The sequence below is a fragment of the Sphingopyxis sp. genome (assembly GCF_035944815.1).
Taxonomy (GTDB): domain Bacteria; phylum Pseudomonadota; class Alphaproteobacteria; order Sphingomonadales; family Sphingomonadaceae; genus Sphingopyxis.
This window is the reverse complement of sequence record NZ_DASZAU010000002.1, coordinates 1-25,356: the sequence shown is the minus strand read 5'-3', so window position 1 is coordinate 25,356 and position 25,356 is coordinate 1. Positions and strand designations below refer to the sequence as shown.

General features: G+C 66.2%; 23 protein-coding genes. 12 read left to right on the top strand and 11 right to left on the bottom strand.

What is annotated here, in order from left to right:
- On the bottom strand, positions 1-663 hold the full coding sequence (locus VGU00_RS01070; RefSeq protein ID WP_327464622.1) for a TVP38/TMEM64 family protein: 663 nt from the start codon (positions 661-663) through the stop codon (positions 1-3).
- 16 nt (positions 664-679) lie between these two features.
- Positions 680-1,861, bottom strand: coding sequence for a formate-dependent phosphoribosylglycinamide formyltransferase (gene purT, locus VGU00_RS01065; protein ID WP_327464620.1), 1,182 nt, complete (start codon positions 1,859-1,861; stop codon positions 680-682).
- Positions 1,862-1,976: 115 nt separating this feature from the next.
- Here purT and VGU00_RS01060 point away from each other — a divergent pair, with 115 nt between their 5' ends.
- Positions 1,977-2,459 (top strand): methylated-DNA--[protein]-cysteine S-methyltransferase, encoded by a 483-nt coding sequence (locus tag VGU00_RS01060; RefSeq protein ID WP_327464618.1) that lies wholly within the window; start codon positions 1,977-1,979, stop codon positions 2,457-2,459.
- Here VGU00_RS01060 and VGU00_RS01055 read toward each other — a convergent pair.
- A complete protein-coding gene (locus VGU00_RS01055) occupies positions 2,456-3,688 on the bottom strand; it encodes an MFS transporter (RefSeq protein WP_327464616.1) in 1,233 nt (410 codons plus the stop codon). The two genes, VGU00_RS01060 and VGU00_RS01055, sit on opposite strands and share 4 nt — an antisense overlap.
- A gap of 142 nt (positions 3,689-3,830) precedes the next feature.
- Between VGU00_RS01055 and VGU00_RS01050 the strand changes: the two genes are divergently transcribed.
- The 5 genes from VGU00_RS01050 to ahpF all read left to right on the top strand — a co-directional run bounded on the left by VGU00_RS01050 (position 3,831) and on the right by ahpF (position 7,759).
- Positions 3,831-4,262: a nuclear transport factor 2 family protein gene (locus VGU00_RS01050; RefSeq protein WP_327464614.1), complete on the top strand. Its 432-nt coding sequence runs from the start codon at positions 3,831-3,833 to the stop codon at positions 4,260-4,262.
- Between the two features lie 42 nt (positions 4,263-4,304).
- Positions 4,305-5,033, top strand: a complete 729-nt coding sequence (locus tag VGU00_RS01045; RefSeq protein ID WP_327464612.1) for an AraC family transcriptional regulator — start codon at positions 4,305-4,307, stop codon at positions 5,031-5,033.
- Positions 5,034-5,074: 41 nt separating this feature from the next.
- Positions 5,075-5,368: a hypothetical protein gene (locus tag VGU00_RS01040; RefSeq protein ID WP_327464610.1), complete on the top strand. Its 294-nt coding sequence runs from the start codon at positions 5,075-5,077 to the stop codon at positions 5,366-5,368.
- Between the two features lie 144 nt (positions 5,369-5,512).
- Positions 5,513-6,076, top strand: a complete 564-nt coding sequence (ahpC, locus tag VGU00_RS01035; protein WP_327464608.1) for an alkyl hydroperoxide reductase subunit C — start codon at positions 5,513-5,515, stop codon at positions 6,074-6,076.
- A 126-nt stretch (positions 6,077-6,202) separates the two neighbouring features.
- On the top strand, positions 6,203-7,759 hold the full coding sequence (ahpF, locus tag VGU00_RS01030) for an alkyl hydroperoxide reductase subunit F (protein ID WP_327465742.1): 1,557 nt from the start codon (positions 6,203-6,205) through the stop codon (positions 7,757-7,759).
- 15 nt (positions 7,760-7,774) lie between these two features.
- Here ahpF and VGU00_RS01025 read toward each other — a convergent pair whose 3' ends face one another.
- The 6 genes from VGU00_RS01025 to VGU00_RS01000 form a co-directional block, all read right to left on the bottom strand.
- On the bottom strand, positions 7,775-8,260 hold the full coding sequence (locus VGU00_RS01025) for a GFA family protein (RefSeq protein WP_327464606.1): 486 nt from the start codon (positions 8,258-8,260) through the stop codon (positions 7,775-7,777).
- Between the two features lie 76 nt (positions 8,261-8,336).
- Positions 8,337-9,017 (bottom strand): FMN-dependent NADH-azoreductase, encoded by a 681-nt coding sequence (locus VGU00_RS01020; RefSeq protein ID WP_327464604.1) that lies wholly within the window; start codon positions 9,015-9,017, stop codon positions 8,337-8,339.
- 65 nt (positions 9,018-9,082) lie between these two features.
- On the bottom strand, positions 9,083-9,658 hold the full coding sequence (locus tag VGU00_RS01015; RefSeq protein WP_327464602.1) for a hypothetical protein: 576 nt from the start codon (positions 9,656-9,658) through the stop codon (positions 9,083-9,085).
- The gene (locus VGU00_RS01010; RefSeq protein ID WP_327464600.1) at positions 9,651-11,000 is read right to left on the bottom strand and encodes an alpha/beta hydrolase family protein; all 1,350 of its coding nucleotides are present in this window, start codon (positions 10,998-11,000) and stop codon (positions 9,651-9,653) included. The genes VGU00_RS01015 and VGU00_RS01010 overlap by 8 nt, the downstream gene beginning before the upstream one ends.
- Before the next feature lie 68 nt (positions 11,001-11,068).
- Complete coding sequence (locus tag VGU00_RS01005) at positions 11,069-11,395, bottom strand: putative quinol monooxygenase (RefSeq protein WP_327464598.1); 327 nt, start codon at positions 11,393-11,395, stop codon at positions 11,069-11,071.
- 18 nt (positions 11,396-11,413) lie between these two features.
- The gene (locus tag VGU00_RS01000) at positions 11,414-11,881 is read right to left on the bottom strand and encodes an SRPBCC domain-containing protein (RefSeq protein ID WP_327464596.1); all 468 of its coding nucleotides are present in this window, start codon (positions 11,879-11,881) and stop codon (positions 11,414-11,416) included.
- Positions 11,882-11,988: 107 nt separating this feature from the next.
- Between VGU00_RS01000 and VGU00_RS00995 the strand changes: the two genes are divergently transcribed.
- Complete coding sequence (locus tag VGU00_RS00995; RefSeq protein WP_327464595.1) at positions 11,989-13,020, top strand: GlxA family transcriptional regulator; 1,032 nt, start codon at positions 11,989-11,991, stop codon at positions 13,018-13,020.
- Between the two features lie 65 nt (positions 13,021-13,085).
- Here VGU00_RS00995 and VGU00_RS00990 read toward each other — a convergent pair whose 3' ends face one another.
- Together VGU00_RS00990 and VGU00_RS00985 are read right to left on the bottom strand one after the other, a co-directional pair.
- On the bottom strand, positions 13,086-14,081 hold the full coding sequence (locus VGU00_RS00990; RefSeq protein WP_327464594.1) for a hypothetical protein: 996 nt from the start codon (positions 14,079-14,081) through the stop codon (positions 13,086-13,088).
- The gene (locus VGU00_RS00985) at positions 14,078-15,085 is read right to left on the bottom strand and encodes an NAD(P)-dependent oxidoreductase (protein WP_327464592.1); all 1,008 of its coding nucleotides are present in this window, start codon (positions 15,083-15,085) and stop codon (positions 14,078-14,080) included. Before VGU00_RS00985 ends, VGU00_RS00990 begins: the two co-directional genes overlap by 4 nt.
- A 96-nt stretch (positions 15,086-15,181) precedes the next feature.
- On the opposite strand from VGU00_RS00985, the gene VGU00_RS00980 reads away from it, so the two are divergent.
- The 5 genes from VGU00_RS00980 to VGU00_RS00960 form a co-directional block, all read left to right on the top strand.
- Positions 15,182-15,793: a TetR/AcrR family transcriptional regulator gene (locus VGU00_RS00980; RefSeq protein ID WP_327464590.1), complete on the top strand. Its 612-nt coding sequence runs from the start codon at positions 15,182-15,184 to the stop codon at positions 15,791-15,793.
- A 287-nt stretch (positions 15,794-16,080) separates the two neighbouring features.
- Positions 16,081-16,758, top strand: a complete 678-nt coding sequence (locus VGU00_RS00975; protein ID WP_327464588.1) for a response regulator transcription factor — start codon at positions 16,081-16,083, stop codon at positions 16,756-16,758.
- Positions 16,755-17,780, top strand: a complete 1,026-nt coding sequence (locus VGU00_RS00970) for a sensor histidine kinase (RefSeq protein WP_327464586.1) — start codon at positions 16,755-16,757, stop codon at positions 17,778-17,780. The genes VGU00_RS00975 and VGU00_RS00970 overlap by 4 nt, the downstream gene beginning before the upstream one ends.
- 198 nt (positions 17,781-17,978) lie before the next feature.
- Positions 17,979-18,677, top strand: coding sequence for a response regulator transcription factor (locus tag VGU00_RS00965; protein WP_327464584.1), 699 nt, complete (start codon positions 17,979-17,981; stop codon positions 18,675-18,677).
- Positions 18,678-18,984: 307 nt separating this feature from the next.
- Positions 18,985-25,356 (top strand): peroxidase family protein (locus VGU00_RS00960; RefSeq protein ID WP_327464582.1); only part of this gene is annotated, 6,372 nt, incomplete at its 3' end.

Genomic DNA, 25,356 nt, shown 5'->3' with positions numbered 1-25,356 from the left:
TCAGCGCTCCTGCCGCGCCCGCCAGCGTTCGGCACCCTGCCAGGCGAGCCACGCCGCGAGCGGCAGGCCGACGGCGCCGAGCATCGCGAGTCCGGTTGAGCCATGCTCGATCGCCGCCGCGCCGATCGCACTGAAGACGAGCGCGACGCCGAGATTGCCGAGCGCGACGGCGAGCGCGAAGCGCTTCAAGGCCATGCCGGCAAGTCCGGCGGCGATCGGGATCGCTTCGCACAGGATCGGAACGGGCCGCGATACGATCAGTGCGACCGGGCCCGCACGCTCGGCGAGCCGGTGCGCGCGCTCGAGATCGCCGGCGCCGAGGAGACGCGCGGCGAGCGGCCGGGCGGCCCAGCGCCCGATTGCATAGCCCGCGAGACATGCACCCATCAGCCCGAGCCAGATGACGAGCGCGCCGATGACGAAGCCGAAGGCGGCGCCCGCCAGCGTCGTTGTGACGCCGTTGGGTACCGGCAGGAAGACGTCGAGCGTCAGTGCGCTAACGATGAGCGCGCCCGCCGCGAACGGGCGCTCGTCCGACGCGGCGAGAATGCGGTCGCTGATCGCGACAAATTCATCCTGAAAGATCAGGGGCACGCCGACGACCGATGCGAGGATCGCGATGATGGCAAGCCAGCGAAGGTGCAGGGCAGGGCGGGTGGCCATGCCCAAGCTTACCGGATCAATCGCGGTAGTCGATGGCCAGTTTGGCCGCCGCGGCGACGGCGGCCGCCCGCGCGTCGTCGGTCGTGCCGCCGACCACGCGAGCGAGCGCGACGCCCATGCGGCGCCAGGGGCGCGTGACGGGTTTGCCGAAGATGCGGGCGTCGACCGCGGTTGCGGCGTTCGGCAGGGCGAGCGCGTCGGCGAGGCCGGTGATCGCAAAATCGGCCGCGTCGCGGTCGGCGAGCAGCACGGCGCTGGCGCTCGCGTCGGGCACCGCGATCGCCGGGATCGGCAGGCCGAGGATCGCGCGGGCATGGAGGTCGAATTCGGACAGCGACTGCGAGATCAGGGTGACCATGCCGGTGTCGTGGGGGCGCGGCGAGAGTTCGGAGAAAATGACCTCGTCGCCCTTCACGAAATATTCGACGCCGAAGATGCCGTGGCCGCCGAGCGCATCGACGACCTTGGTCGCCATCGCCTGCGCTGCGGCGAGCGCCGCATCGGACATGGCGGCAGGCTGCCAGCTTTCGCGATAGTCGCCGCGTTCCTGCCGGTGGCCGATCGGCGGGCAGAAGCTGACGCCATCCTTGTGGCGGACCGTCAGCAGGGTGATCTCGTAATCGAAATCGATAAAGGCTTCGGCGATGACGCGGAGACGGTCGCCGCGCATGCCCGCAGCGGCATAGTCCCACGCGGCGTCGATGCCGCTCGCGTCCTTCACCGTGCTCTGGCCCTTGCCCGACGACGACATGACGGGTTTGACGACGAGCGGGAAACCGATGCGTTCGGCCGCTGCGACCAGTTCCTCGCGGCTCGTCGCATATTCGAAGGTCGAGGTTTTGAGCCCGAGCTCGCTCGCGGCGAGGTCGCGGATCGCGTCGCGGTTCATCGTGAGCTGTGCGGCGCGCGCCGAGGGGACGACATGGAAGCCCTCGGCCTCGACTTGGGCGAGGATCTCGGTGCGGATCGCTTCGACTTCGGGGACGATATGATCGGGGCGATATTTTTCGATCGTGGCGCGCAGCGCGTCGCCGTCGAGCATCGAGAAGACTTCGAAGCCGTCGGCGACCTGCATCGCGGGCGCGCCTTCATAGCTGTCGCATGCGATTACGCGGCACCCCAGCCGCTTCGCCGAAATCACGAATTCGCGGCCGAGTTCGCCCGAACCGAGGAGCAGGATGGTGGCGGTGGGGGTCATGACAGTCTTTCCATCGACGTTGGGCGCAAGATTCGGGACGCACGGCGGCGCGGCCTCCGCCATAGGAATTTCAGCATCGAAGTGCGACAGCGAATGACAACCGAAGGAACATCTTGTGACTTACCATTCCAAAACCATCTGGTCGCCGGTCGGCGAACTGACCCTTGTCGCCGACGACCGGGGGCTCGCCGCGATCCTGTGGGAGAATGACCGGCCCGATCGGGTCCGGCTCGGGACATTGGAGGAAAACGCGGATCATCCGGTGCTGGTCGAAACCGAGCGGCAACTTGGCGAATATTTCGCGGGCGAACGCCGCGCCTTCGACGTGCCTTTGTCCTTTGCCGGAACCGATTTCCAGAAGCGCGTATGGGCGGCGCTGCTCGCCATCCCGTTCGGCGAGACGCGCAGCTATGGCGAGATCGCGGACCAGCTCGGGGCCCCCGGCGCATCGCGCGCGGTCGGCGCCGCCAACGGCCGCAATCCGATTTCGATCATCGCGCCGTGCCACCGCGTCGTCGGGTCGAACGGAAAGCTGACCGGTTTTGCGGGCGGGCTCGAGGCGAAGGCGTTCCTGCTCGACCTCGAACGCGCGGCTTAAAGGTCGAGCGTGCGGATTTCGGGGATCATCTTCCACCACAGCAACGCGCCGAGCAGCGACAGCGCCGCCGCCGTCGCAAAGGCGTAGCCGTAGCCGCCGAGATAATCGACGATCAGCCCGGTGACGATCGGGCCGACGATGCCCGAGATATTTCCGAGCGCATTCTGGACGCCGATCCAGCTTCCCGCCGCGCGCGGCCCGGCGAAAATCTGGCCGACGGCGAAGATGTTCGTTGCGATCAGCCCGGCGCCGAAGCCGGCGACCGCCAGCCAGAGCGCCAGCATCGCATAGCCGTCGGCGACCGCGATGCCGGCGGTCGCAGTCCCGATGGCGAGTTGCCCCGCGATCATCATCCAGCGGCGTACCTCGCCCTCGTCGGCGCCGCGCGCGACCATCCGGTCGGACAGCCAGCCGCCCGCGAGCGCGACGATACCCTGCATCGTGAAACTCAGCGTCGTCAGCGCGGTCATTTCGGCGATCGAATAGCCCGCGGTGTTGACGAGATAGAGCGGCAGCCAGGCGAGCAGGAAATAGAAGCCGTAGTTCGACAGGAAATGGACGATCCCCATCCGCCACAGGGTTGGCATGCGGATCAGGCGGCGGATCGACACGCGCTCGCTCGCCGGTGCAGCGAGACCCTTGGAACGCAGCGGCGCAGAGGCGATCTGCCAGGGGATGAGCCATAGCAATGTCACCGCCCCGAAAATCCAGAAGACCGGCCGCCAGCCCCACTCGCCGAGGATCGCGCCGCCGGTGAGCACGCCGATCGCAGGGCCGAAGGCGATCGCGGCGGAGACCGATGCGTTGGCGATGCCGCGGCGCTCGACGGGGACTTCGGCGGCGAAAATCTTGCTGCTGCCGGGAAAGGCGATGCTCTCGCCAAGCCCGAGGAACAGCCGCAGGATAATCAGCGATACCAGTCCGCCGGCAAAGCCGGTGAGCGCGGTGCTGATCGCCCAGATCGCGACGCCGAGTGCGAAGACGCGGTACACGCAAAACCGGTCGCACAGCCAGCCGACAAGCAGGCAGGCGGGCGCATAGACCCAGAAGAAGGCCGAAACGGCGAAGCCGAAGCCCGTCGCCGAAAGCTTCAGTTCGTCCTTCATCAGCGGCGCGGCGACGCCGATCGCGCCGCGATCGACATAGTTGAGGAGCACCGACAGTGCGATGAGCCCGACCAGCCATGTCAGGCGCGATGCGCTCGCGCGGCTTGCAGATGCTGTTGCCATATTTCTCCCCTGCCCGGATGCGGGCGTATCACAGCCGCCCGGAGGAATTGAGCGAAAACTGGACGCGGGCGCGCGCACGTTTGTTCAACGCGGCGGCGCCGCGACAGGCTATTCTGCCGCGCATCGCCAAGGGAGAAAATATATGGCCGAAACCGCACAAATCGAACGCCCGCTTGCCGTCGAGGCCTTGTTCGAGCGTTATCATGTCGGGTGGGAAACGCGCGACGCCGACCTGATCGCATCGCTGCATGCGCCCGATACGATCTTTTGCCTGCACGACGGGAGCGATGCCGTCGCGGGGCGCGAGGCGCTGCGGGCGCATTGTCGCGGCTTGTTCGCGACCTATGATTTTTCGCTCGAACGCGAACGGCTGCTTTTCGGTCCCGATCACTGGGTCTTCGAATGGACGATGCTGCTTTCGCTCGCCGAGCCGGACGGGACGCCCTTTACCGCGCGTGTGCGGATGCTCGACGTCATCACGCTCGATGCGCACGGCGAGGTGCTGCGCAAGGACGTCTATCCGAACGGGGCAGAGATGGCCGCGGCCTTCGCACGGGCCGGCGTCGCGCGATAGATGCGCGATTGCGCGCGGCGCGGCGCGGGGGGATAAGGCGCCATGGCCGATGCCGTGTCGCCTTTCCCGACATCCTGCTTTCCGGTCGGAAGCCGCAGCCTCGCGGCGCACGCCAATCCGGTGACCGCAATCCTGCGCGGACGGACGGGGCCGCTGCGGCTGGCGGGCGAGGGGCAATGTGTCGAAGGCGACCTGCTGATCGTCCGGTCGGGCGTGAAGCACGGCGTCGAGCTGGCGGCGTTCGGCGCCGATGTCCTCTATCTCGGCGGCCTCGATTTCCCGTTCGATGCGCCGCTCGCCGGGCGGCTTGGCGCACCACTCGCCTATCTGGCGGACGCGGCGATGCACGGCGATTCGGGCGCGCTCGCCGAATTGCGCAGCCGGCTCGCGGCGCCCTCCCGCCGCAATATTCCGGCGGATATCGCGGCGGTCGTCCGCGCGATCGAAGCCGATCCGATGTGGCGCATGTCGCAGGACGAACTGGCGCACCGGCTCGGCATGGAACGCACGCGGGCGCTGCGCTATTTCAAGGCGGCGACGGGGCAGGGGTTTCGTGATTACAAGCTCTGGTCGGCGCTCCAGCACGCGACGCGCATGATGGCAGAGGGCGCGCTGGTGCGCACCGCCGCGATGGATGCGGGGTTCGCCGACACCGCGCATCTGTCGCGGGTCTTTTTCCGCCTGTTCGGCCTGACGCCCAGCGCGGCCATCGCGGGACTGGCGATCGGAACGTCGCCCGACGGAATGCTTCGCACCGGCCGCCTTATGTGATAGCCTGCGTCAAACGCTGCGTAACAACCATGAGGTTGATTATGACGGACGATTGGCGAGTGGATGACCTGGCGCTGTGCATCAGCCGGCACGAGCGTTACCCGCCCGAGGTGCGCCCGGGCGCCGTCTTCACGGTGCGGACCGTGTGGACCGACATGCCCGACCTCGTCGGCGGGCAGTCCGGGACCGCGCTGATGTTCCGCGACGTCCCCGATCTGGGCCCGCGCGCAGCTTATTGCGCGAAGCGATTCCGCAAGATCACGCCGGGTAAGCCCGACGATTTCGACGCCGAGGTGATCGATTTGCTCGCCGCGGCCGAGGATATCCGTCGGTAATCGCAGTTTTGCGTGAACTACGCGCTATGATCGATTAAACCGATAAGTGTGCCCGGAAAATTGGGGTTGAGTGCGCGCGCCCGTCCTTATAGCTGGCCCCTGCAAATCATTTTGCAGTGCAGCAAATAAAGGAAACACTCTCCCATGGGTATCATCGGAAGCTCGATCAAGCCGTTCAACGCCACCTCGTACCATCAGGGTAAGTTCGTCCCCGTGACGGACGCTGACACCAAGGGCAAGTGGGGCGTTTTCTTCTTCTATCCGGCCGACTTCACCTTCGTCTGCCCGACCGAGCTCGAAGACCTCGCCGACCAGTATGCCACGCTTCAGGGCCTTGGCGTCGAAGTCTATTCGGTGTCGACCGACACGCACTTCAGCCACAAGGCATGGCACGACAGCTCGCCGGCGATCGGCAAGATCAACTATCACATGCTGGGTGACCAGAACCACGTCCTCGCCAACAACTTCGGCGTGCTGCGCGAAGATTCGGGCCTTGCCGACCGCGCGACCTTCGTCGTCGATCCCGACGGCGTGATCCAGGTGATGGAAATCACCAGCGAAGGCGTCGGCCGCAACGCGGAAGAACTCGTCCGCAAGATCAAGGCTGCGGTCTATGTCCGCGCCAACCCCGGCCAGGTCTGTCCGGCGAAGTGGGAAGAGGGCGCCGAAACGCTCGCTCCCTCGATCGAACTCGTCGGCAAGATCTAAGCCGATTTGCGAGGACCGGGCGGACGGCGTCCGTCCGGTCTTCAGCCTCCTGTAAAAACAAAAAATTCCGACGCCGTTCCCCCGCGGCGAACCCTTGCCCCTGTCCGAAAGGCTCTCCCCATGCCGATGCTCGACGCCAACACGGCCGCCCAGCTCAAAACCTATCTCGGCAACCTCCGCCGCCCGATCGAGCTGGTCGCGAGCCTCGACGCTTCGCCCAAGTCGGCCGAGATGCGCAGCCTTGTCGAAGAGGTCGCGGCGCAGTCGGACCTCGTCACCGCGCGGTTCGACGGCGACGACGCCCGCCGCCCATCCTTCGCGATCCGTGCCGATGAGGGCCGCGCCGAAGCCGCGTTCGCGGGCCTGCCGATGGGGCATGAATTCACCTCGCTGATCCTCGCGCTGCTCCACGTCGGCGGCCATCCGCCGAAGGAAGAGGCCGAACTGCTCGACGCGGTGCGCGCCCTCGAAGGCGACTTCGTCTTCGAAACCTTCTTCTCGCTCTCGTGCCAGAATTGCCCCGACGTCGTGCAGGCGCTCAACATCATGGCGGCGCTTAATCCGAATATCCGTCACACGGCGATCGACGGCGCGCTGTTTCAGGACGAAGTCGAGCGGCGTCAGGTGATGGCGGTGCCCGCTGTCTTCCTGAACGGCGAACCCTTCGGGCAGGGCCGCATGGACCTCGCGCAGATCGTGGCCAAGCTCGACACCGGCGCGGTCGCCCGCGCGGCCGAGAAGATCGCCGCGAAGGAGCCGTTCGACGTGCTCGTCGTCGGCGGCGGCCCCGGCGGCGCGGCGGCGGCAATCTATGCCGCGCGCAAGGGCATTCGCACCGGCATCGTCGCCGAACGCTTCGGCGGGCAGGTGCTCGACACGCTGGGGATCGAGAATTTCGTCTCGGTCCAGCACACCGAAGGACCGAAGCTCGCGGCGCAGCTCGAGGCGCATGTGAAGGATTATGACGTCGACGTCATGAACGTACAGGAAGCCGCCGAACTGATCCCGGGCGGCGCCAACGGCCTCCACGAAGTGAAGCTCAAGAGCGGCGCGAGCGTGAAGGGCAAGACGGTGATCCTGTCGACCGGCGCGCGCTGGCGCCAGATGGGCGTCCCCGGCGAGGCCGAATATCGCAACAAGGGCGTGGCATATTGCCCGCATTGCGACGGCCCCCTGTTCAAGGGCAAGCGCGTCGCGGTGATCGGCGGCGGCAATTCGGGTGTCGAGGCGGCGATCGACCTTGCCGGGCTCGTCGCGCATGTGACGCTGATCGAATTCGACGGCCAGCTCCGTGCCGACGCGGTGCTCCAGACCAAGCTGCGCAGCATGCCCAATGTCACGATCATCACCTCGGCGCTCACCACCGAAGTGCTCGGCAATGGCGAGAAGGTCGTCGGCCTGCGCTATCGCGACCGCAACAAGGATGAGGAGCATCTGGTCGAGCTGGAGGGCATTTTTGTCCAGATCGGCCTGATCCCGAACACCGAATGGCTCGGCGATGCGGTGGCACTCAGCGATCGCGGCGAGATCGAGGTCGATGCGCGCGGTGCGACGAGCCAGCCCGGCATCTTCGCCGCGGGCGACGTGACGACGGTGCCCTACAAGCAGATCGTCATCGCGATGGGCGAAGGGTCGAAGGCGTCGCTCTCGGCCTTCGATCACCTGATCCGCGCGGGCGTCTGACGCGCGCGGCCGACCTCACACCATCGGCCAGGCCTTTGTGTCATGGTCGGGGTGCTGATGGTTGCTCGCCCGGATCGCGCCGACAAGATCGCTCATCGTGTCCTCGGTCGTGCCCTCGGCCTTGATTGGCAGGTCCTCGAACAAGGGCAGCTGGCCTTCGACCCCGAACTGGACGCGCGGCGGGAATTGCGCCGGATCGTCGAACGAGCCGGTCGTCAGGTTGATGTGCCTGCTCTCGTGATAATCATAGGCGAGCGGGGTCCCGCAGTTGCGACAGAACCCGCGCGCCGCCTTGTCCGAACTGGCGAACCACGCCGGCTCGCCGCGCGTCCATTGCATCGCGTCGCGCGGGACGCCGATCAGCGCGATGAAGAAATTGCCCGCCGCCTTCTGGCACATGCGGCAATGGCAGATGTGCGACGTGTCGAACACCGCGGTGATGTGCCAGCGCACCGCGCCGCACTGGCAACCGCCCGACGCTTCGGTTTCGATGCGGTCCATCTCTCTCGCTCCTCAATCGATCGGGCAGACGGCGCCTGCCCGGATAGCGATAACGATACCCTCGATCGCGGGCCGATCAAGCGGGCTGACCAGCCGGTTCGGGCTGAGCCGTCCGGGGAGCTTCAAGGACGGCGGCGAGGGCATCGACCGCGGCCAGCGCATTTTCGACCGACGCCTTGTGACGATCGTCGCCAAACTCCTGATATTCGATCGCGACCTTATGGACCACGCCGACGCCGAGATAGCGGGCACAGGTTTCTATATGCCCCGTCAGATGGTCCATCGCGGCGCGTACCCCGCCCGGCGCAAAGCCGAACTCGCCGTGCGCCGAAAGGATGACGAGCGTCTTGCCCGACAGGATCGGTTCGAGCGGGAAGTCGCCGCGGGCCAGGTCGAAGCTGAAGGTGCGGCCGATACGGATCACATGGTCGAACCAGTTTTTGAGGGCCGCCGGCATGCCGTAATTATACATCGGCGCGCCGATCGCGATGATCGATGCGCGCTCGACCTCCGCAAGATAGTCGTCGGAGAGCGCCAGCAGCGCGCGCTGTGTTTCGGTCCGCTCGGCTTCGGGGGTGAAGGCCGCGGCAATCCATTGCTGGTCCACGAGCGGCGGGGGCGCCGATCCGAGATCGCGCTCGATCACCGGAGCGCCGGGGTGGCGCGCGCGCCAGGCTGCGGTGAAGCGGCCGGTGAGCTGGCGGCTCAGCGACCGGTCGCCGCGCAGGCTGCTGTCGATGCGGAGAAGCGTTTCCATTTTCTGTTCCTTGGTCGTGAGTAATGTCGGTGGAGGGGCGGGGTTATTGTGGAACCGGCCTCGAATTAGCCGCCCCATCTCGCCCGGAGCTTTGCAAGAAGGCCGGGGCGGGCAGGGTGGGCATCGTCGGGAAACAGGGGCGCGTCGGCGCCGAGCAGGCCGATTTCGAAAACAAGATCGCCGCGTGCAAAGGCGCCCGTCCCGTCGCTGCATTCATAACGCCGCCGGTCTTCGGCGAGGCGGGTCACGATCATCCCGGCATTGCCGGTCCAGCTCTCCTCGAAAGACCGGCCGCCGCGCATCACGGCATAGGCGTTGTAGACAAGCAGCGATGAACCATTCGGTCTGACCCTATGCCGGGCGGAGCGGGGCAATCCGCGCTGGTCGTACACCGCGAGCGCAGCTGCCGGGGACCCGTCGCTCAGCAGGATCCGGCCCGGCTTCCTGATGCTCAACCGCACCGAAGCGCCGGGGACGGGCTTCCCGGTGAAGCGGATTTCGACGACTGCGTCGCCGGTCAGCGTCCATCGGTCCGCCTGCACGATCTGCTCCGCGCCCAGCGCGACGGGCGCCCCGCCATTGTCGATGAAGGCCTGCTGGAGATTGCCGGGAAGCGATGGCGAATTCGGGTCGCTAGTCACGCTTGCCCCCGCCCGAAATCCGGGCGTCGCCATAGTCCGCGCCGATTCCGCCATCTTTGATGAAGTCGCGCATCATCGCGAAATAGCCCTCGGCAAAGCGGGTCGACACGCGCGCGCCGTCGGGCGCGGTTTCGAACAGCGTGATGCCATGTTCGGCCTGTGGGTAGACGGCGAGCGTGAAGGGCTTGCCCGCGTCGATCAATGTGCCGAGGCGGCGGCTCGTCTCCTTCGCGGGCGCCTGATAGTCGCGCCCGCCGAGCACCCAGAGCTGCGGCGTCTTGTTCGCGGTCAGCGTCGGCATCGGGTCGTAGCGGAAGGGCGTGCCCCAGTCATATTTGGGGCCCTCGGCGCGCATCGCCGCTTCCTCGTGCGGGAGTAGCAGCCAGGTGATGTGACCGTGGACGTCCTTGTACCAGCTTTCGCCGCGATATTTGGCGCGGACCGCGTCGAACTCGGCATAGCCCTGCTTGAAGTTGCTCGCGAAAATCTCGCCTGCCGCGCGCGCGATTTCCTGTGCCTTAGCGATGATCTCCGGCGGATAGCCCTTGTCGGCCAGTTCCATTTCCATCTGCTGGAGATCCTCGTCGAGGATACTGACCGCGAGGCCGAAGCTGACGATCACGAAGTCGGCGGGCGCGCGATTGGCGGCAAGCGGCGCGACCCAGCCCCCTTGGCTGGCGCCCTGATAACCGACGCGCCCCGCGCGTTTGCCCGCGAGCTTGCGCGCGGTCGCCATCGCGGCGATCGCATCGTCGGCGAGCAGGTCGAAATCCTGCGTATAGATGCCGCCCGACGTGCCCGTGCCGCGCTTGTCGTAGACGAAGACACCGATCCCGGCGGCGGGGAAGAGCCGCTGGAGGAAGTTGAAGCGGAGCGCTGCATCGCGTTCGGCGCCATGGACGAGGACGACGACAGGGACTTTGCCTTTGCCCTGCGGCATCACGAGCCGCCCCTTCAGCGTCACGCCGTCGCGGCCCGTAAAATCGCGCTCGGTGACGTCGAACGACAGCCGCCGCGCATCCGATCCGGCGAAGCTTATCCGGTCGTCGCCGCACGCGCCGGGGTCAACCGCGATTCCGTCGGGGCGGCCGGTCCAGCCGTAGAGGCTCTGCCAGCCGCCGCCGGGCTGCGGCTTCAGCTCGCCGACCGCGCCGTCGAAGGTCCGCCAGCGCAGCCGGTCGCCTTCGAGCGGGGCGATGTCGACGATGCGCCCGTCGGCGAGCCGGTAGCTGCCGACATGGCATTCGCTGGTCTCCGCAGCGCGCGCCGGGCCCGTCGCGGTGATAAGCGCGGCGGTCGCGATGCAGGCGCGGAGGGTCGATGAAAGGCGGTTATGCGGCATGATCTGTCCTGTCCCTGACTTCGGCCGGCGGGGTGCCGGCGCCGATGTGTATTAACATAGTAATACAGCTACGGCGCGACAAGGTCTGTGAGATCGCCGCCTGCCTTGATCCAGCGCGGGATAAGCGGGCGGATATCGGGCGGCGCCGCGAGCAGGTCGCGGCTTTCCGCGAGATAGGCGGCGTAGCCCGGCGTGCGGAGAAAGGCCGCGGCATCCTCCTGCGACGCGAAAATCTGGAAAGCCGCGATGACGTCGGGATCGGTACCGAAATTATAGGCGTAGAGCAGGTGGCCGGTATTTTCGGCGACCGCGGCGCGCATATATTGGCGCCATATCGCCTCGACGGCGTCGCGCTGGCCGGCTTTGGTGCGATGGGTGACGAGCAGGGCGTGCATGAAAATCTCCCTTCGGGTTCAGGCGTCGGCAGGCTGCACAAGGTAGGCGCCGAGCGCGTCGAGCATCCCGTTCCAGCCGTCGAGATGGCCCTCGCGGTCGTCGTGATCGAGGTGAATGCCGGTTTCGATGCAGGTGAGGCGGCAGCCGTCGGGCACGGCGTCGAAGGTGACGCAAACCGCGCCGGCAAATTCGAGCCGGTCGCCGTGCGACAACGTGGTGGTGTAGGCGATGCGGCGGCCGGGCTCGATCGCGCTATATTGGTTGCGGTTGATATAGGGCGTCTCGCCGACAAGCCCGAAACGCCACTCGTCGGTGTGGCCAACCGCCAGCGCAAAGGCGTCGCAGTGCATCGTCCAGCCTTCGGGCGGGGCGCTCCACGCGAGCATCGCTTCGGCCGACGCCCAGGCGGCGAAAACGCGATCGGGGCCGACGGGATAATATTTCTCGATTTCGACGATAGCGGCGATGGCGGGGGTTACGGTCATGGCTTCATTCCTTTGGCTGTGCTGGACACATGCCGATGTGCCGCACCGCCGCCGACGCAGTAAGAGCGAGATTGGACAAGAACGGGGCATTTGTGCCACATCGCGCCATGCCCCAAAATGTCGACATGCCGCCTTTCGCCGTCGCGATCCTTTCGATGCCCGATTCGGCGCCGCTCGCGATCCACGGGCTGTTCGAGGTGCTCGCCGCGGCGGGGGGATTGTGGACGACACTGACGGGCCAGCCGGGCACGGCGCGGCGCATTCGTCCGCTGATCGTCGCGCGCAACGCCGCGATGTTCCGCAGCGTCGTCGGGCTGCCGATCCACCCCGATCTGGCGCTGGCCGACGTCGGCGCGGTCGACGCGATCATCGTCGCCGACATCGAATTGCCGCTGGGCGGCGACCCGGCCGAGCGCTGGGCGCCCGAGATCGCGTGGCTGAAAGAGAGGGTGGGCGACGCGGGGCTGGTCTGTTCGACGTGCAGCGGGTCGCTCGTGCTCGCCGAAGCGGGGCTGCTCGACGGGCGCGACGCGGCGTCGCACTGGAGCGCGGCGGCGCTGTTCCGCGATCGTTATCCGGCGGTCCGGTACCGCGCGGACCGCATCCTGTGCGACAGCGGCATGGACGGACGGCTGATCACGACGGGGGGCGCATCGTCCTGGCAGGACCTGTCGCTGTATCTGATCGGGCGTTTTTGCGGGGCCGAGGAAGCGGCGCGGGTGGCGCGCATCTTCCTGATTGGCGACCGCAGCGACGGGCAGCTTCCCTATGCCGCGATGGCACAGCCGCGCGCGCATGAGGACGGCGTCATCCACGAATGCCAGGCGTGGATCGGCGCGCATTACGATGTCGACAATCCGGTCGCGGCGCTGATCGAACGGTCGGGCCTGCCCGCGCGCACCTTCAAGCGGCGCTTCAAGATCGCGACGGGCTATACCCCCATCGACTATGTGCAGGCGCTGCGCATCGAGGAAGCGAAGCAGATGCTGGAAAGCGGGGACGATCCGGTCGAGGCGGTCGCGGCCGAAGTCGGCTATGCCGATCCCGCCTTTTTCCGCCAGCTGTTCCGTCGCCGCGTCGGCATTTCGCCGGCGCGCTACCGGCAGAAGCTGCGCGCGATCGCCGCGCCGCCGGGCTGACCCCGCCGCCGGCGCGCGGGGCAGGCCGGGGCGGGGCGGGGCGAGGTCCGGGGAGACCATCGCCCCTAACCGATCTCTGCGAGCCGGAGGCCGAGCGCGGGCAGTTGCGCGGCGACGGCGTCGGCATCGAACAGCGTTTCGGGCAGATAAAGGCCCGCGGGCGGCGGCGGTTTGCCGTCGAGCCCGAGCAGCCGTTCGGCCGCGAGCGCGATGCCCTTGGCGCCGAAGGCGACATTGCCGTCGGGGTCGGTGAGCATCCAGCGCCGGGTGCGCGCGGTGCCGTCGGCGTCGCTGCCGTCGATCTCGATGATCACCTCGTGTCCCGGATTGCCCTCGGTACCCGGCGCGGTGGTGCCTTCGCCCATGTCGAGCCGCACCGAGCGCGCGCCGGTGGCGCCCCACAGGCCGATGCTGTCGGTGAGACCCGCCGCTTCGGCCGCGACGCGTTCGTCCCCCCCGCGCCGGATGGCGACCGCATCGCCCGCCGACAGCCAGGTCCAGCGTCCGCCGACGAGCGCGAGCGGCGGCGGCCCCGCCTTCATGATCCGCGCCATGTCGACCTCGGCGCCGGGGGGCAGGGGGTCGGCGGGGTCGAAGATCGCCCCCAGTCGGATCGCGTCGACGCGGGCGAAGCCGCGCGACAGTTTGAGCGCGGTCATCGCGGGCAGGCCGCCGTGGACATGACCGATCAGCAGCAGCGGGGTCGCCGGGCGGTGGATGTGCATCGCGACGAGCGGGCCGATCTCGAACGCCGCCTCCGACAGCGCGAGATAGGGAATGCCGCGATCCTGCGCGAAGCGATAGGTCGCATGGGCGTGATCCTTGAACGCGGGGACGACGAGCGCGACGCGGCGGTCGCCGAGCCCGAGGTCGGCGCGCGACAGGTCGGTCGCGGTCGCCTCCGCGCGGCCGAGTTCGTTGGCGAGCGCCCGGGCGCGCGGCTGGTCGCGCGCGGCGATGAGCAGCGGCAGGCCGGGGTTCCGCGCGCGGAGCCATTCGGCGACCTTGCGGCCCAGTGCGCCGGTGCCGCCGACGATGAGGACGGGATCGGGGGGCATCATGCGACCGCCTGCTGCGTTACGGTGCCGCCGATCCGTTCGAGCCGCGCGAGCCATTCCACGGGATCGACGAGCTGTTCGGGGAAGTAGAGGCCCGCCGGGGTCGCGGGCCGTCCGTCGAGACCGACGAGACGTTCGAGCATCATCGCGACGCCGAGCGCGGTGAGCGGTGCCTGCCCCTCGGGATGGACAATGGTGTGGCGCGTGCGCAGCGGCCGGCCGGCGCTGTCCTCGCCCGCAAGGTCGATGGCGATCTCGGTCGACATCGGCTCGCCGCGGCGGCGCGTCGAGCTGAGGCCGACCGCGACGTTGAGTTCGATATCGGGAGCGTCGGTTGCGGCGGCGAGCGCCGCGATGTCGTAGGGCGAGTAAGCGAAGGCTTCCATATCGGTGCCGTCGACCGCGGTGTAGCGCGCCTTTGCCTCGCCGCCGACGCGCCAGAAAAAGGCGCCGTCGCGGCGGGTGAGCGCGGCGGGGGCGAATTCGGTCAGCCGGTGCATGTCGATATCGGCTGCGGGGCCGCCGATATCCTGTTCGTCGAGCAGCGCGCCGATGCGGATGGCGGTGACGCGCGCGAAGGCCTTGGCGAATTCGAGCGCGGGGAGCGTCGCGGCGCCCGCGAGCCATTCGGCGCCGAGCACGACCGGCGTCGCGTCGGGCCGGTGAATATAGGCTGATACCTCCGGCCCGATTTCGAACGTCCCCGACGAGATGCTGAGATGCGGTACGCCGCGCGCCTGCGCGAAGCGCAAGGCGGCGAGCCTGTCGTCCTTGAGGAAGATCGCGACCGCGGCGAGCGGGCGATCGCCGAGACCGAGGTCGGGCGCGGCCAGATCGAGCGCGACGCCTTCGGCCCCGCCGATTTCGGCGGCGACCGCGCGGGCTTTTGCGAGGTCGCGGCCGCCGATCAGCAGCGGTGCGTCGGGATAGGCTCCGCGCAGGAAGGATGCGGTCCAGCGGCCGACGATGCCGGAGCCGCCGACGAGGAGGATGGGATGTGCCGACATTGCAAAATCTCCTTAGTCCCATTACCTTTATTACCAAAGGTAGGTTACGATAAGTAAGTTACTGTTAGTAGCTTTTACAAGGGGGCGATCCCGGCGATGGCGAATTTTTTTGGAAAACCCGCGCAACGGTCGGCTTCGGGGCGGTTGTCGAAAGAGGAAAGGCGCCAGCAACTGCTGGAAACGGCGCTGGTCATCGTGCGCGAGGAGGGCGCGGACCGGCTGACGCTTGGCCATCTGGCCGAGCGCGCGGGCGTATCGAAACCGATCGCCTATGACCATTTCGCGACGCGCGCGGGGCTGCTCATCGCGCTCTACAAGGCGATCGACATGCGCAACGTCGACGCGTTGCGCGAGGCGCTCAGCGCCGAGACGCGGCCCTTTGCCGAAACCGCGGCCCGGCTCGCCGCCGCCTATATGCGTTGCTATGCCGATACGAGCGGCGAGTGGCACGCGGTCGGTGCCGCGCTATCGGGCAGCGACGAGATGGGCGCGGTGCATCAGGAACTGGTCGACTATTATGTGCAGCTGTTCGTATCGGCGCTGCAGCCGCACAGCGCGCTGGCGGCGGACGAACTGCATCGCCGCTGCGTCGGGCTGGTCGGGGCGGGCGAGGCGCTGTCGGCGGGGATGATTCGCGGCGAATTCGACGAGGGCGAAGCGGCGGGCACCCTTGCCATGCTGATCCGCGGCGCACTCGCCGCCGGTTGACCGGCTCCGCAGGCTTGATCGGGACATGGCCGGGATATGCCGGCTTCCGTTTCAATCAAAGAATGTTGAAGACGTGCAGGACCAACCACAAAAGCGACAGGGTTCCGAGCAATATCAAAACGAAAGTCTCTTTTCGGATCATTGCCTGTCCATAAGCGTCATCCCCTTGGGAATACAAGCCGCAACCCGAAGCCGCGTCTATTGGCCGGGCGGCTTAAGTCTAAAGGATTAGCGGCTTCTTCTTGACCTCGACACGATGCGATGCTGCATTCGCTTCGGGGGATGTTGTGCGGATACTCATCGTAGAGGATAACGCGCGGATCGGGACGCTGACGGCGGAAGGGCTCGAGGCGATCGGCTTGTGCTGCGACGTCGCGCCGGACCTGACGAGCGCGACCGAATTCCTTGCCAATATCTCTTTCGATACGATCGTCCTCGACCTGTCGATGCCCGACGGCGACGGGATCGAATGGCTGAAGGCGCATCGTGCCGGCGGCGTCGCGACGCCGGTCATCATGCTGACCGCGCGTTCGGCGCTGGGCGACCGGGTAAAGGGGCTCGATGCCGGCGCGGACGATTATCTGGTCAAACCTTTTGCGATCGAGGAATTGACGGCGCGCATTCGGGCCTTGCTGCGCCGTCCTGGGGCCCGGTCGAATACGGTGATGCGGATCGGTCCGGTCGAGTTCGATACGGTCAAGCGATCGGCGATGTGCCACGGCATGCCGCTCCGCCTGAGCCTGCGCGAGGCCGCGTTGCTGGAATTGATGATGATCAAGGCGGGCAGCGTCGTGACGCGCGACCAGATCGAGGCGTCGCTCTATTCGTTCGAAGATCCCGTCACCCCCAATGCGATCGAAGTGCTGGTGTCGCGCCTCCGGAAAAAAATGACCCGGGGCGGTGCCCGCGACCAGATGGTGACGTTGCGCGGGGTCGGCTATCTGATGGTGGAGCAGGGCGGGTGAAGGCGTCGCGTCGCTCCATCCTCGCGGACCTGCGGGTCGGGTTCGCGTGGATGGCCGCGATCGGCAGCATCGTGCTGGCGCTTTTCCTCATCGTCGATTTCGAGCTGGCGCGCGAGGATATCCGCCGGGATTTCGGTCATATCGGCATCGCGCACGAAGTCGTCGACCATGTCATATTCCCGATCATCGTCCTGCTGGTGCCGTTGGTGGCGGCCACGACCTGGCTGATCCGCCGCGCGCTCGATCCGCTCCACGAGGCGGCCGAGCGCATCCATCAGGCGACGGGGCGCGAGCGCGGCTTTCGGGTCGATGTGGACGACCTGCCCGACGAAGCCTTGCCCTTCGCCGAGGCGATCAACGCGTTGCTCGCGAAACTGGACGATGCGGCCGAGCGCCAGGAAGGCTTCGCCGCCGACATCGCGCATGAGCTCAAAACGCCGCTGGCGGTGGTGATGCTGCAGATCGAGCGGCTCGACACCCCGGGAACGGCGCCGGTGATTGCGGACCTGTCGGCCATGAACCGGCTGATCGAGCAATTGCTCGTCCTCGCGCAGCTCGATGCCTATGCCGCCGCGCCGCAGCCGTTTCGCCCGGTCGATTTGCGCGAGTCCGCGATGGAGGCGATCAAGCTGGCAGCGGTCGACGCAACGCGCAGCAAGGTTCGCCTCGCCTATCGCGACGAGGGGCGCTTGCCGGTCGCGGGTCGACCGGAGGCGATCACCGCGGCGGTTCGCAACCTGCTGGAGAATGCGGTTCGTGTGACGCCGCCCGGCGACGAGGTGGTCGTTGTGTGCGGTCCGGGCCCCAGATTGCGGGTCGTCGATGGCGGACCCGGTCTCGATACGGCGATGCTGGATCGATTGTCCGACCGGTTTTGCCGCGCGGAAAATGCGAGCACAAACGGTGCCGGGCTTGGCCTGTCGATCGTTCGTCGGATCGTTGAAGTCCATGACGGCGTGCTGCGAACCGACCCCGAAGAGCGGTCGATCGAGATGGATTTCTGCTCTGGTTCAAAGGCTTAATTAGTTGTTGACGCTGTCAGTATTCGGTCAGCTTCGCGCGTTATGATGCCGGGTTGGATGATTCGGTGGGGCCGGGTCGTCCAGGCGGAATAGCTCGAAGCAAGAGGAGGCAAAAGGCTATCCGGCTTTCACAGCGGGTCGCAACCGTTCGTGATTTTGGGGGGACAAGCCTTGCTTGCCATATCGACCATTTTGATCGTGGAGCGCGAGCTCCTGTGTCGCAGCGGGCTGGCTTCCATCGTCCAATCCGGGTTTCCCGATTGTCGTATCGAAACCTCCGATACCCTCGATCATGCGCGTGCCTGGCTCGATTCCACGCCCGGGCGCGTCCTGCTGGTCATGGGGGGCGGGGTCGACCTCGACGCGAACGATGCCGGCGGCCTGTCCAGCCTCCGTTCGCGGTATCCGCTGCTGTCGCTGGTTGTGATGGATTGGAGCCGCGACCGACAGGTCGCGTTGCGCGCCATCGCCGACGGAGCGCATGGCTATATTCCGAAAGACCTCGAACAGGATGAATTGCTCCACGCGTTCAAACTGGTGATGTCGGGGCAGGTCTATGTCCCGCCGACCGTCGGCCATGTCGATGCCGATAATATGGTCGGCAAGGCGCGGGCCACGTCCGTCGGTGCACTGACCGGGCGGCAGCGCGAAGTGCTGACGCATATGTCGATGGGCAAATCGAACAAGGAAATCGCCTATTCGCTGCGCATCTCGGAAAGCACCGTGAAGGTCCATGTCGCGGCCGCGTTCCGCCAGCTGGGCGTGCACAATCGCGTCGGCGCGGTTGCCGTGCTGCAAAGCCGAAGCGGCCAGCGCGACCTGATCTTCGACGAGGCCATTCGCGGATTCGGGCAACGGATCGACGAAGAGGACTTGCCCAGGCGCGCCTTCGGGTAACAGCATATTTGCGCGCGTTTCATAGCATGAAACCGGAATTTTCGACCAATATCTAGATATTTCGGATGATATCGTAATACCGAAGACTCATCGAGTCTCGTTTTGGACTAATACTTAAAGTCCAGTCGACTCCCCTTGGCGAACGATATTAGCTTTTTATTAATTCCCGCGATTCGGTCTTTCGGGGTCGACTATGACGAGAATGCTGGCGGGGGGCCGCACCAGCTCAATGTTCAACCTGACATCCGCATGATCTTGCGGGTGACCGCGCTCGCCCTGGCGAGACGCGCGTGAGCGGAGACGAGACATGGTACAGTTGACGAAGCACGACCTCACTTTCATCCTGAAGCAGATCCAGATCGCCGAGGCGCATGCGGCGGGCGGCGACCTCGCCGAGCTGGTCGCGGGCTATAACGGCAATGACGGGTTCGCGCAGGCGCATCTGCTGCCTTACGGCCTGCGGACCGTCGATGGCAGCTATAACAATCTGTTGCCGGGCCGCGAGAATTGGGGCGCCGCCGACCAGTCCTTCCCGGGGATTTTCACCCCGGAATATATGAATGACGCCGACGGCGACCGTTACGACTTCAATCCGATGCCGAACGGGCCGGGCCCCGACGGGATCCTCGGGACGGCGGACGACACGGGCGTCAGCTGGTACACCAACAACAATTACGGCAACGCCGGCACCCGCACCGGGTCGCAGCCGGGGCCGGGCAGCGGCACGGTCATCGACGCCGACCCGCGTATCATTTCCAACCTCGTCGTCGACCAGACGCTGAACAACCCCGCCGCGATCGCCGCGGCGCTGACGCACGCGGGCATGTCGGGGTCGGCGCTGATGGCGGCGCTGAGCGAGATCGTCGATGCGCATACCGCGTTCCGGGCGGTCGCCACCCCCGCGGAAGGCGAGGAACCTTCGCCCGAATATCTGCTCGCCATGGAAACGCTCGACGCGGTCCTGGCCGAACATGGCGTCGAGATGGACGGCAACACCGTCTTTTTGCCCAATGTGTCGCCCGACGAAGGCCTGTCGTCGCCGTTCAACGGCTGGATGACGATCTTCGGACAGTTTTTCGATCATGGGCTCGACCTGGTCGCGAAGGGCGGCAACGGCACGGTCTATGTGCCGTTGTCGCCCGACGACCCGCTCTATGTTCCGGGCGGCCAGAACTATATCCCGCTCACCCGCGTGACGGTGAACGCCGGCGCCGACGGTGTCCTCGGCACCGCCGACGACGGGCCGGGGCCGAAGAATCTGACGACGCCCTGGGTCGACCAGAACCAGACCTATGCCTCGTCGGCGTCGAAACAGGTCTTCATGCGCGAATATATCCCCGGTCCCGACGGAACGCCGGTTTCGAGCGGCCTGCTGCTGGAAGGCAGCAACGGCGGTCTCGCGACGTGGGCCGACATCAAGGAACAGGCGCGCACCGTTCTCGGGATCGAACTCACCGACCTCAACGTCGGCAACATCCCGCTGATCGCGACCGATCCCTATGGCAATTTCATCCCCGGCGCGAACGGCTATCCGCAGCTCGTCGTCGGCATGGGGCCCGACGGCCAGCTCGGCACCGCCGACGATGTCCTGCGCGAGGGCAATCCCGCGGCGCCCGTCAGCGCGCAAGGCGTCGTGCTGACCGGGCACGCGTTTCTCGACGACATTGCCCATGCCGCGGCGCCGATCGTTGTCGGCGGCGTGCTGCAGGCCGACACGGACTCGGCGCTCGGCTATGCCAATGCCGATGGCTCGCCGGGGCCGCAGGGCCAGCGCGGTCCGACGGCCTATGACAATGAACTGCTCGATCGCCACTTCATCGCCGGCGACGGCCGCGCGAACGAGAATATCGCGCTGACCGCGGTGCATCAGGTGTTCCATGCCGAACATAACCGCATCGTCGAGCACACCAAGGATGTGACGCTCGCGTCGATGGACCGCGCCTTCATCAACGAATGGCTGCTGGTCGACCTGACCGACACGCAATTTGCGACGCTGACGAGCGGCAATCCCGCGGCCATCGCGACGCTGTCGGAATCGCTGGTTTGGGACGGCGAACGCCTGTTCCAGGTCGGCCGCTTCACGAACGAGATGGAATATCAGCATCTGGTGTTCGAGGAATTCGGCCGCATGATGCAGCCTGACATCGATGCCTTCGTGTTCGAGCCTTCGGCCGACATCAATCCCAGCATCGCTGCCGAATTTGCGCATGTCGTCTATCGCTTCGGCCATTCGATGCTGCGGCAGGATATCGCGGTCATCGAAATGGACGAGAACGGCAATCCCGTCCAGAACGACATCACGCTGTTCGACGGCTTCCTGAATCCCGTCATGTACGACTCGCTCGGCACCGCCGAACAGGCGTCGGGCGCGATCATCCGGGGCATGAGCCGCCAGGTCGGCAGCGAAATCGACGAATTCGTCACCGACGTGCTGCGCAACCAGCTGCTCGGCATCCCGCTCGATCTTGCGACGATCAACCTCGCGCGCGGCCGCGACGTCGGCATGCCGTCGCTCCAGACCGCGCGCGAGCGCTTCTTCGACGCGACCGGCGACACGTTGCTGAAACCCTATGAAAGCTGGGCCGATTTCGCGCTCAATCTCAAGAATCCGGCGTCGATCATCAACTTCATCGCGGCCTATGGCACGCATGAATCGGTGCTCAACACCGCCGACAATCCGAAGACGGTCGAACAATTGCGCGAGGCGGCGACCTTGCTGGTGCTCGGCGGCGCGGGCGCACCGGCGGACCGGCTCGACTTCCTCAATGCCGAGGGGGCCTATGCCAATGACGCGAAGCTCGGCGGGCTCAACGACATCGATTTCTGGATCGGCGGCCTCGCCGAAAAGAAGATGGCGTTCGGCGGCATGCTCGGCTCGACCTTCGCCTTCGTCTTCCAGATGACGATGGAAAACCTGCAGGACGCCGACCGCTTCTACTACCTGTCGCGCACGCAGGGGCTCAACCTGCTCAACGAGCTGGAAAACAACACTTTCGCCGAACTGGTGATGCGCAATACCGACCTCGGCGACGATCATTCGACCGCGCTGCCGGGCAATCTCTTCTCGGCGTTCGAGATGCCCCAGCTGGAAATGGACATCAGCAAGCAATTGGGCGCCGATCCGGTATCGGACGACCCGTTCCTCGGCGGCTTCTCGCAACTGGTCCAGCGCATCGATGCCAATAATGACGGCGTTGCCGAATATATCCGCATCAACAGCAACGAGCATTTCGTCGTCGGCGGCACCGAGAATGACGATGTCATCGTGTCGGGCGGCGGCGACGATGCCATCTGGGGCAAGGGCGGCAACGACCGGATCGAGGCGGGCTACGGCGTCGACAAGGTGTTCGGCGGCGAGGGTGACGACATCATCACCAACGCCGGCACCGACATCGGCGAGGCGGACTTCCTCCACGGCAACGAAGGCAACGACGTCATCCACGGCGGTTCGGGCCTGTCGCTGCTGTTCGGCAACCAGGGCAATGACTTCATCATCACCGGCCCCGACGGCAAGGAAGCCTTTGGCGGCACGGGCGACGATTTCATCCTCGGCGGTTCGGGCGGCGACTTCCTGCTCGGCAACGAAGGCAATGACTGGATCGAGGGCGGCCAGCGTTTCGACACGCTGTCGGGCGAGAATTCGGAGCTGTTCTTCAACTCGTCGATCATCGGCCACGACGTCCTCAACGGCGGCAGCGGCGACACTGACTATGACGCCGAATCCGGCGACGACATCATGTTCCAGAACAACGAAGGCATCCAGCGCTCGAACGGGCAGGCGGGCTTCGACTGGGGCATCCACAAGGGCGACAGCACGGCGGCCAATTCGGACCTCGGCATCCCGATCTTCGAGACGCAGGAAGCCTTCATCCTGCGCGACCGCTTCGACCTTGTCGAAGGCCTGTCGGGCTGGGATCTCGACGATACGCTGACGGGGCGCAGCCGCGCCACCAATGCGCGCGGCGAGCTTCAGAATACCGCGGCGATCCCGGGCCCCGACTCGCCGCTCGACTCCTATTCGAACGACCTGCTCGCGAAGAATGTCGACCTGATCGACGGGCTCGACGTGCTGGTCGCGCATCTCGGCGCGGGCATCCCGGTGACCAAGGTGGTCAATGGGCAGACGGTCGCGGTGCTCGACGAAAATGGCGTGCAGGAGCGCGTGATCTTCAGCACGTCGCAGGCGGGCGACATCCTGCTCGGCGGCGGCGGCAGCGACACGATCAAGGGGCTGGCGGGCGACGACATCATCGATGGCGACCGCTGGCTCAACGTCCGTATCCTCGTCACCCCGCGGCCCACCGACAATTGGCAGGCCTTCAGCGTCGACAGCATGACCGAAATCGCCGCGCGCATGGTCGCCGGCGAGATCAACCCCGGCCAGCTCTCGATCGTCCGCGAGATCATCGACGGCGACATCGCGAACACGGACACCGACGTCGCGGTCTATACCGACGTGCTCGAAAACTACACCATCACCCGCAACGCCGACGGCAGCCTGACCATCGACCACACCGGCTTCACCGATCCCGGTGACGGCGAGGACGAGAATGGCGAGGATATTCCGGAAGAAACGATCCAGAATCGTCCGCTCTCCGACGGCAGCGACCGGCTCTTCAACATCGAAGTGCTGCGTTTCTCCGACGGCAATGGCGGGACGATCGACATCGCGGTCGAAGATCTGCCGATCCCCGCGACCGGGGCGCCGGTGATCAGCGACGCGACCCCCACCGAGGGCCAGACGCTGACCGCCGACACATCGTCGATCGCCGACGGCAACGGCCTGGGCGCGTTCAGCTATCAATGGCAAAGCTCGGCCGACGGGACGACGTGGACCAATATCGGCGGCGCGACCGGGGCGAGCTTTACGCCCGACGACAATCTGCTGACCTCGTTCGGCGACCAGGCAGGGCTGCAACTGCGCGTCGTCGTGAACTTCACCGATGGCGGTGGGACGGCCGAAAGTGTCGTTTCGGCGGCAACCGGGCCGGTCGGGGTCAACTGGGATGGCATCCCGCTGGTCAACAACACGCTGAACGGTACGGCGGGCGACGATATTGCCGACGGCGGCAGCCCTGTCTTCGGCTTCGGCGGCAACGATACGCTCAACGGCAACGCCGGGAACGATATATTGAACGGCGCCGGCGGCAACGACACGATCAACGGCGGCACCGGCAACGACACGATCGACGGCGGCGCGGGTGCCGACACGATCAATGGCGGCGACGGCGACGACCTGATCACCCAGACGAGCAATGCGGGCCGTGATTTCGTCGATGGCGGCGCCGGCACCGATACGTTCCAACTCAACGGGGTGACGGGGGCCGAAACCTTCACCATCTATACGCGCGCGGCGTGGGATGCCCTGCCGGGCAACAATATCGCCAGCCTCAACGCCAATACGGAGGTGGTGATCACGCGCAACGGGACGAACTTCGCCTCGGTGATCGCGGAACTCGACAATATCGAGGAGATCCGCATCAACACGCGGCAGGTTACCTCGCCGGCACCCGGCGGCGGGCCGGGCGGCGCGGGCGGCGGTGACACCGTTGCTGTCGTCGGCAACTTCGCCGGCACCAGCCTCAACTTCAACACGATCACGGTGAACGGGGGCGAGGACGGCGACACGATCGACATGTCGGGCCTCGAATCCGACCATCGCATCGTGTTCAAGGCGCTCGGCGGCAATGACGTCATCCTCGGCACGATGCGGCCGCAGGATGTGATCGAACTCCCGGCGGGATCGGTGCTGACCGACTATGCGTTCAGCACCGGGCCGTCGGGCGAAACGATCGCCAGCAACGGCACCCACACCATCACCTTTACCAGTGTCGGCGGGCTGCCGCAGTTCCGGGTGTCCGCGGTCGATGAGGAAGCCGCACTCCCCACCGAGGAGCCGCAGTTCGATCCGTCGGGCAATGATGTCATGATGGGTACCGACGGCGACGACCAGCTCAACGGGTTCGGCGGCGCCGACACGGCGACCGGCGGTCTCGGCAACGACTGGTATTTCGTCGACAATATGGGCGACCAGGTGATTGACGGTATCGGGCAGGGAAGCGCCGACCGCGTGTTCGCCAATACCAGCTATCGGCTGACCGCCGGGGCGGAGATCGAAGTCTTCTCGACCGACAACCATGCGGGGACGGCCGCGATCAACCTGACCGGCAACGAACTGGCGGATACCATCTATGGCAATGCGGGAACCAATATCCTGCGCGGCGAGAGCGGTAACGACCGGCTCTATGGGCTGGGCGGCAACGACCAGCTGGTCGGCGGCGCAGGCCTCGACGTCACGGTCGGCGGTGCGGGCAACGACTGGCACTTCGTCGACAATATGGGCGACCAGGTGGTCGACGGCGTCGGCGAGGGGGCGGTCGACCGGGTGTTCACCAGCACGAACTATCGTCTGGGTGCGGGTGCGGAGATCGAGATTTTCTCGACCGACAACCATGCGGGAACGGCCGCGATCAACCTGACCGGCAACGAACTTGCCAACACCATCTATGGCAATGATGGCGCCAACACGGTCGAAGGGGGTGCCGGCAACGACTATCTCTTCGGTCTCGGCGGCAACGATCGCCTGTTCGGCGGTACGGGGGTCGATGTGACCACCGGCGGTGCGGGCGACGACTGGCACTATGTCGACAATGCCGGCGATCAGGTCGTCGAAGGCGCG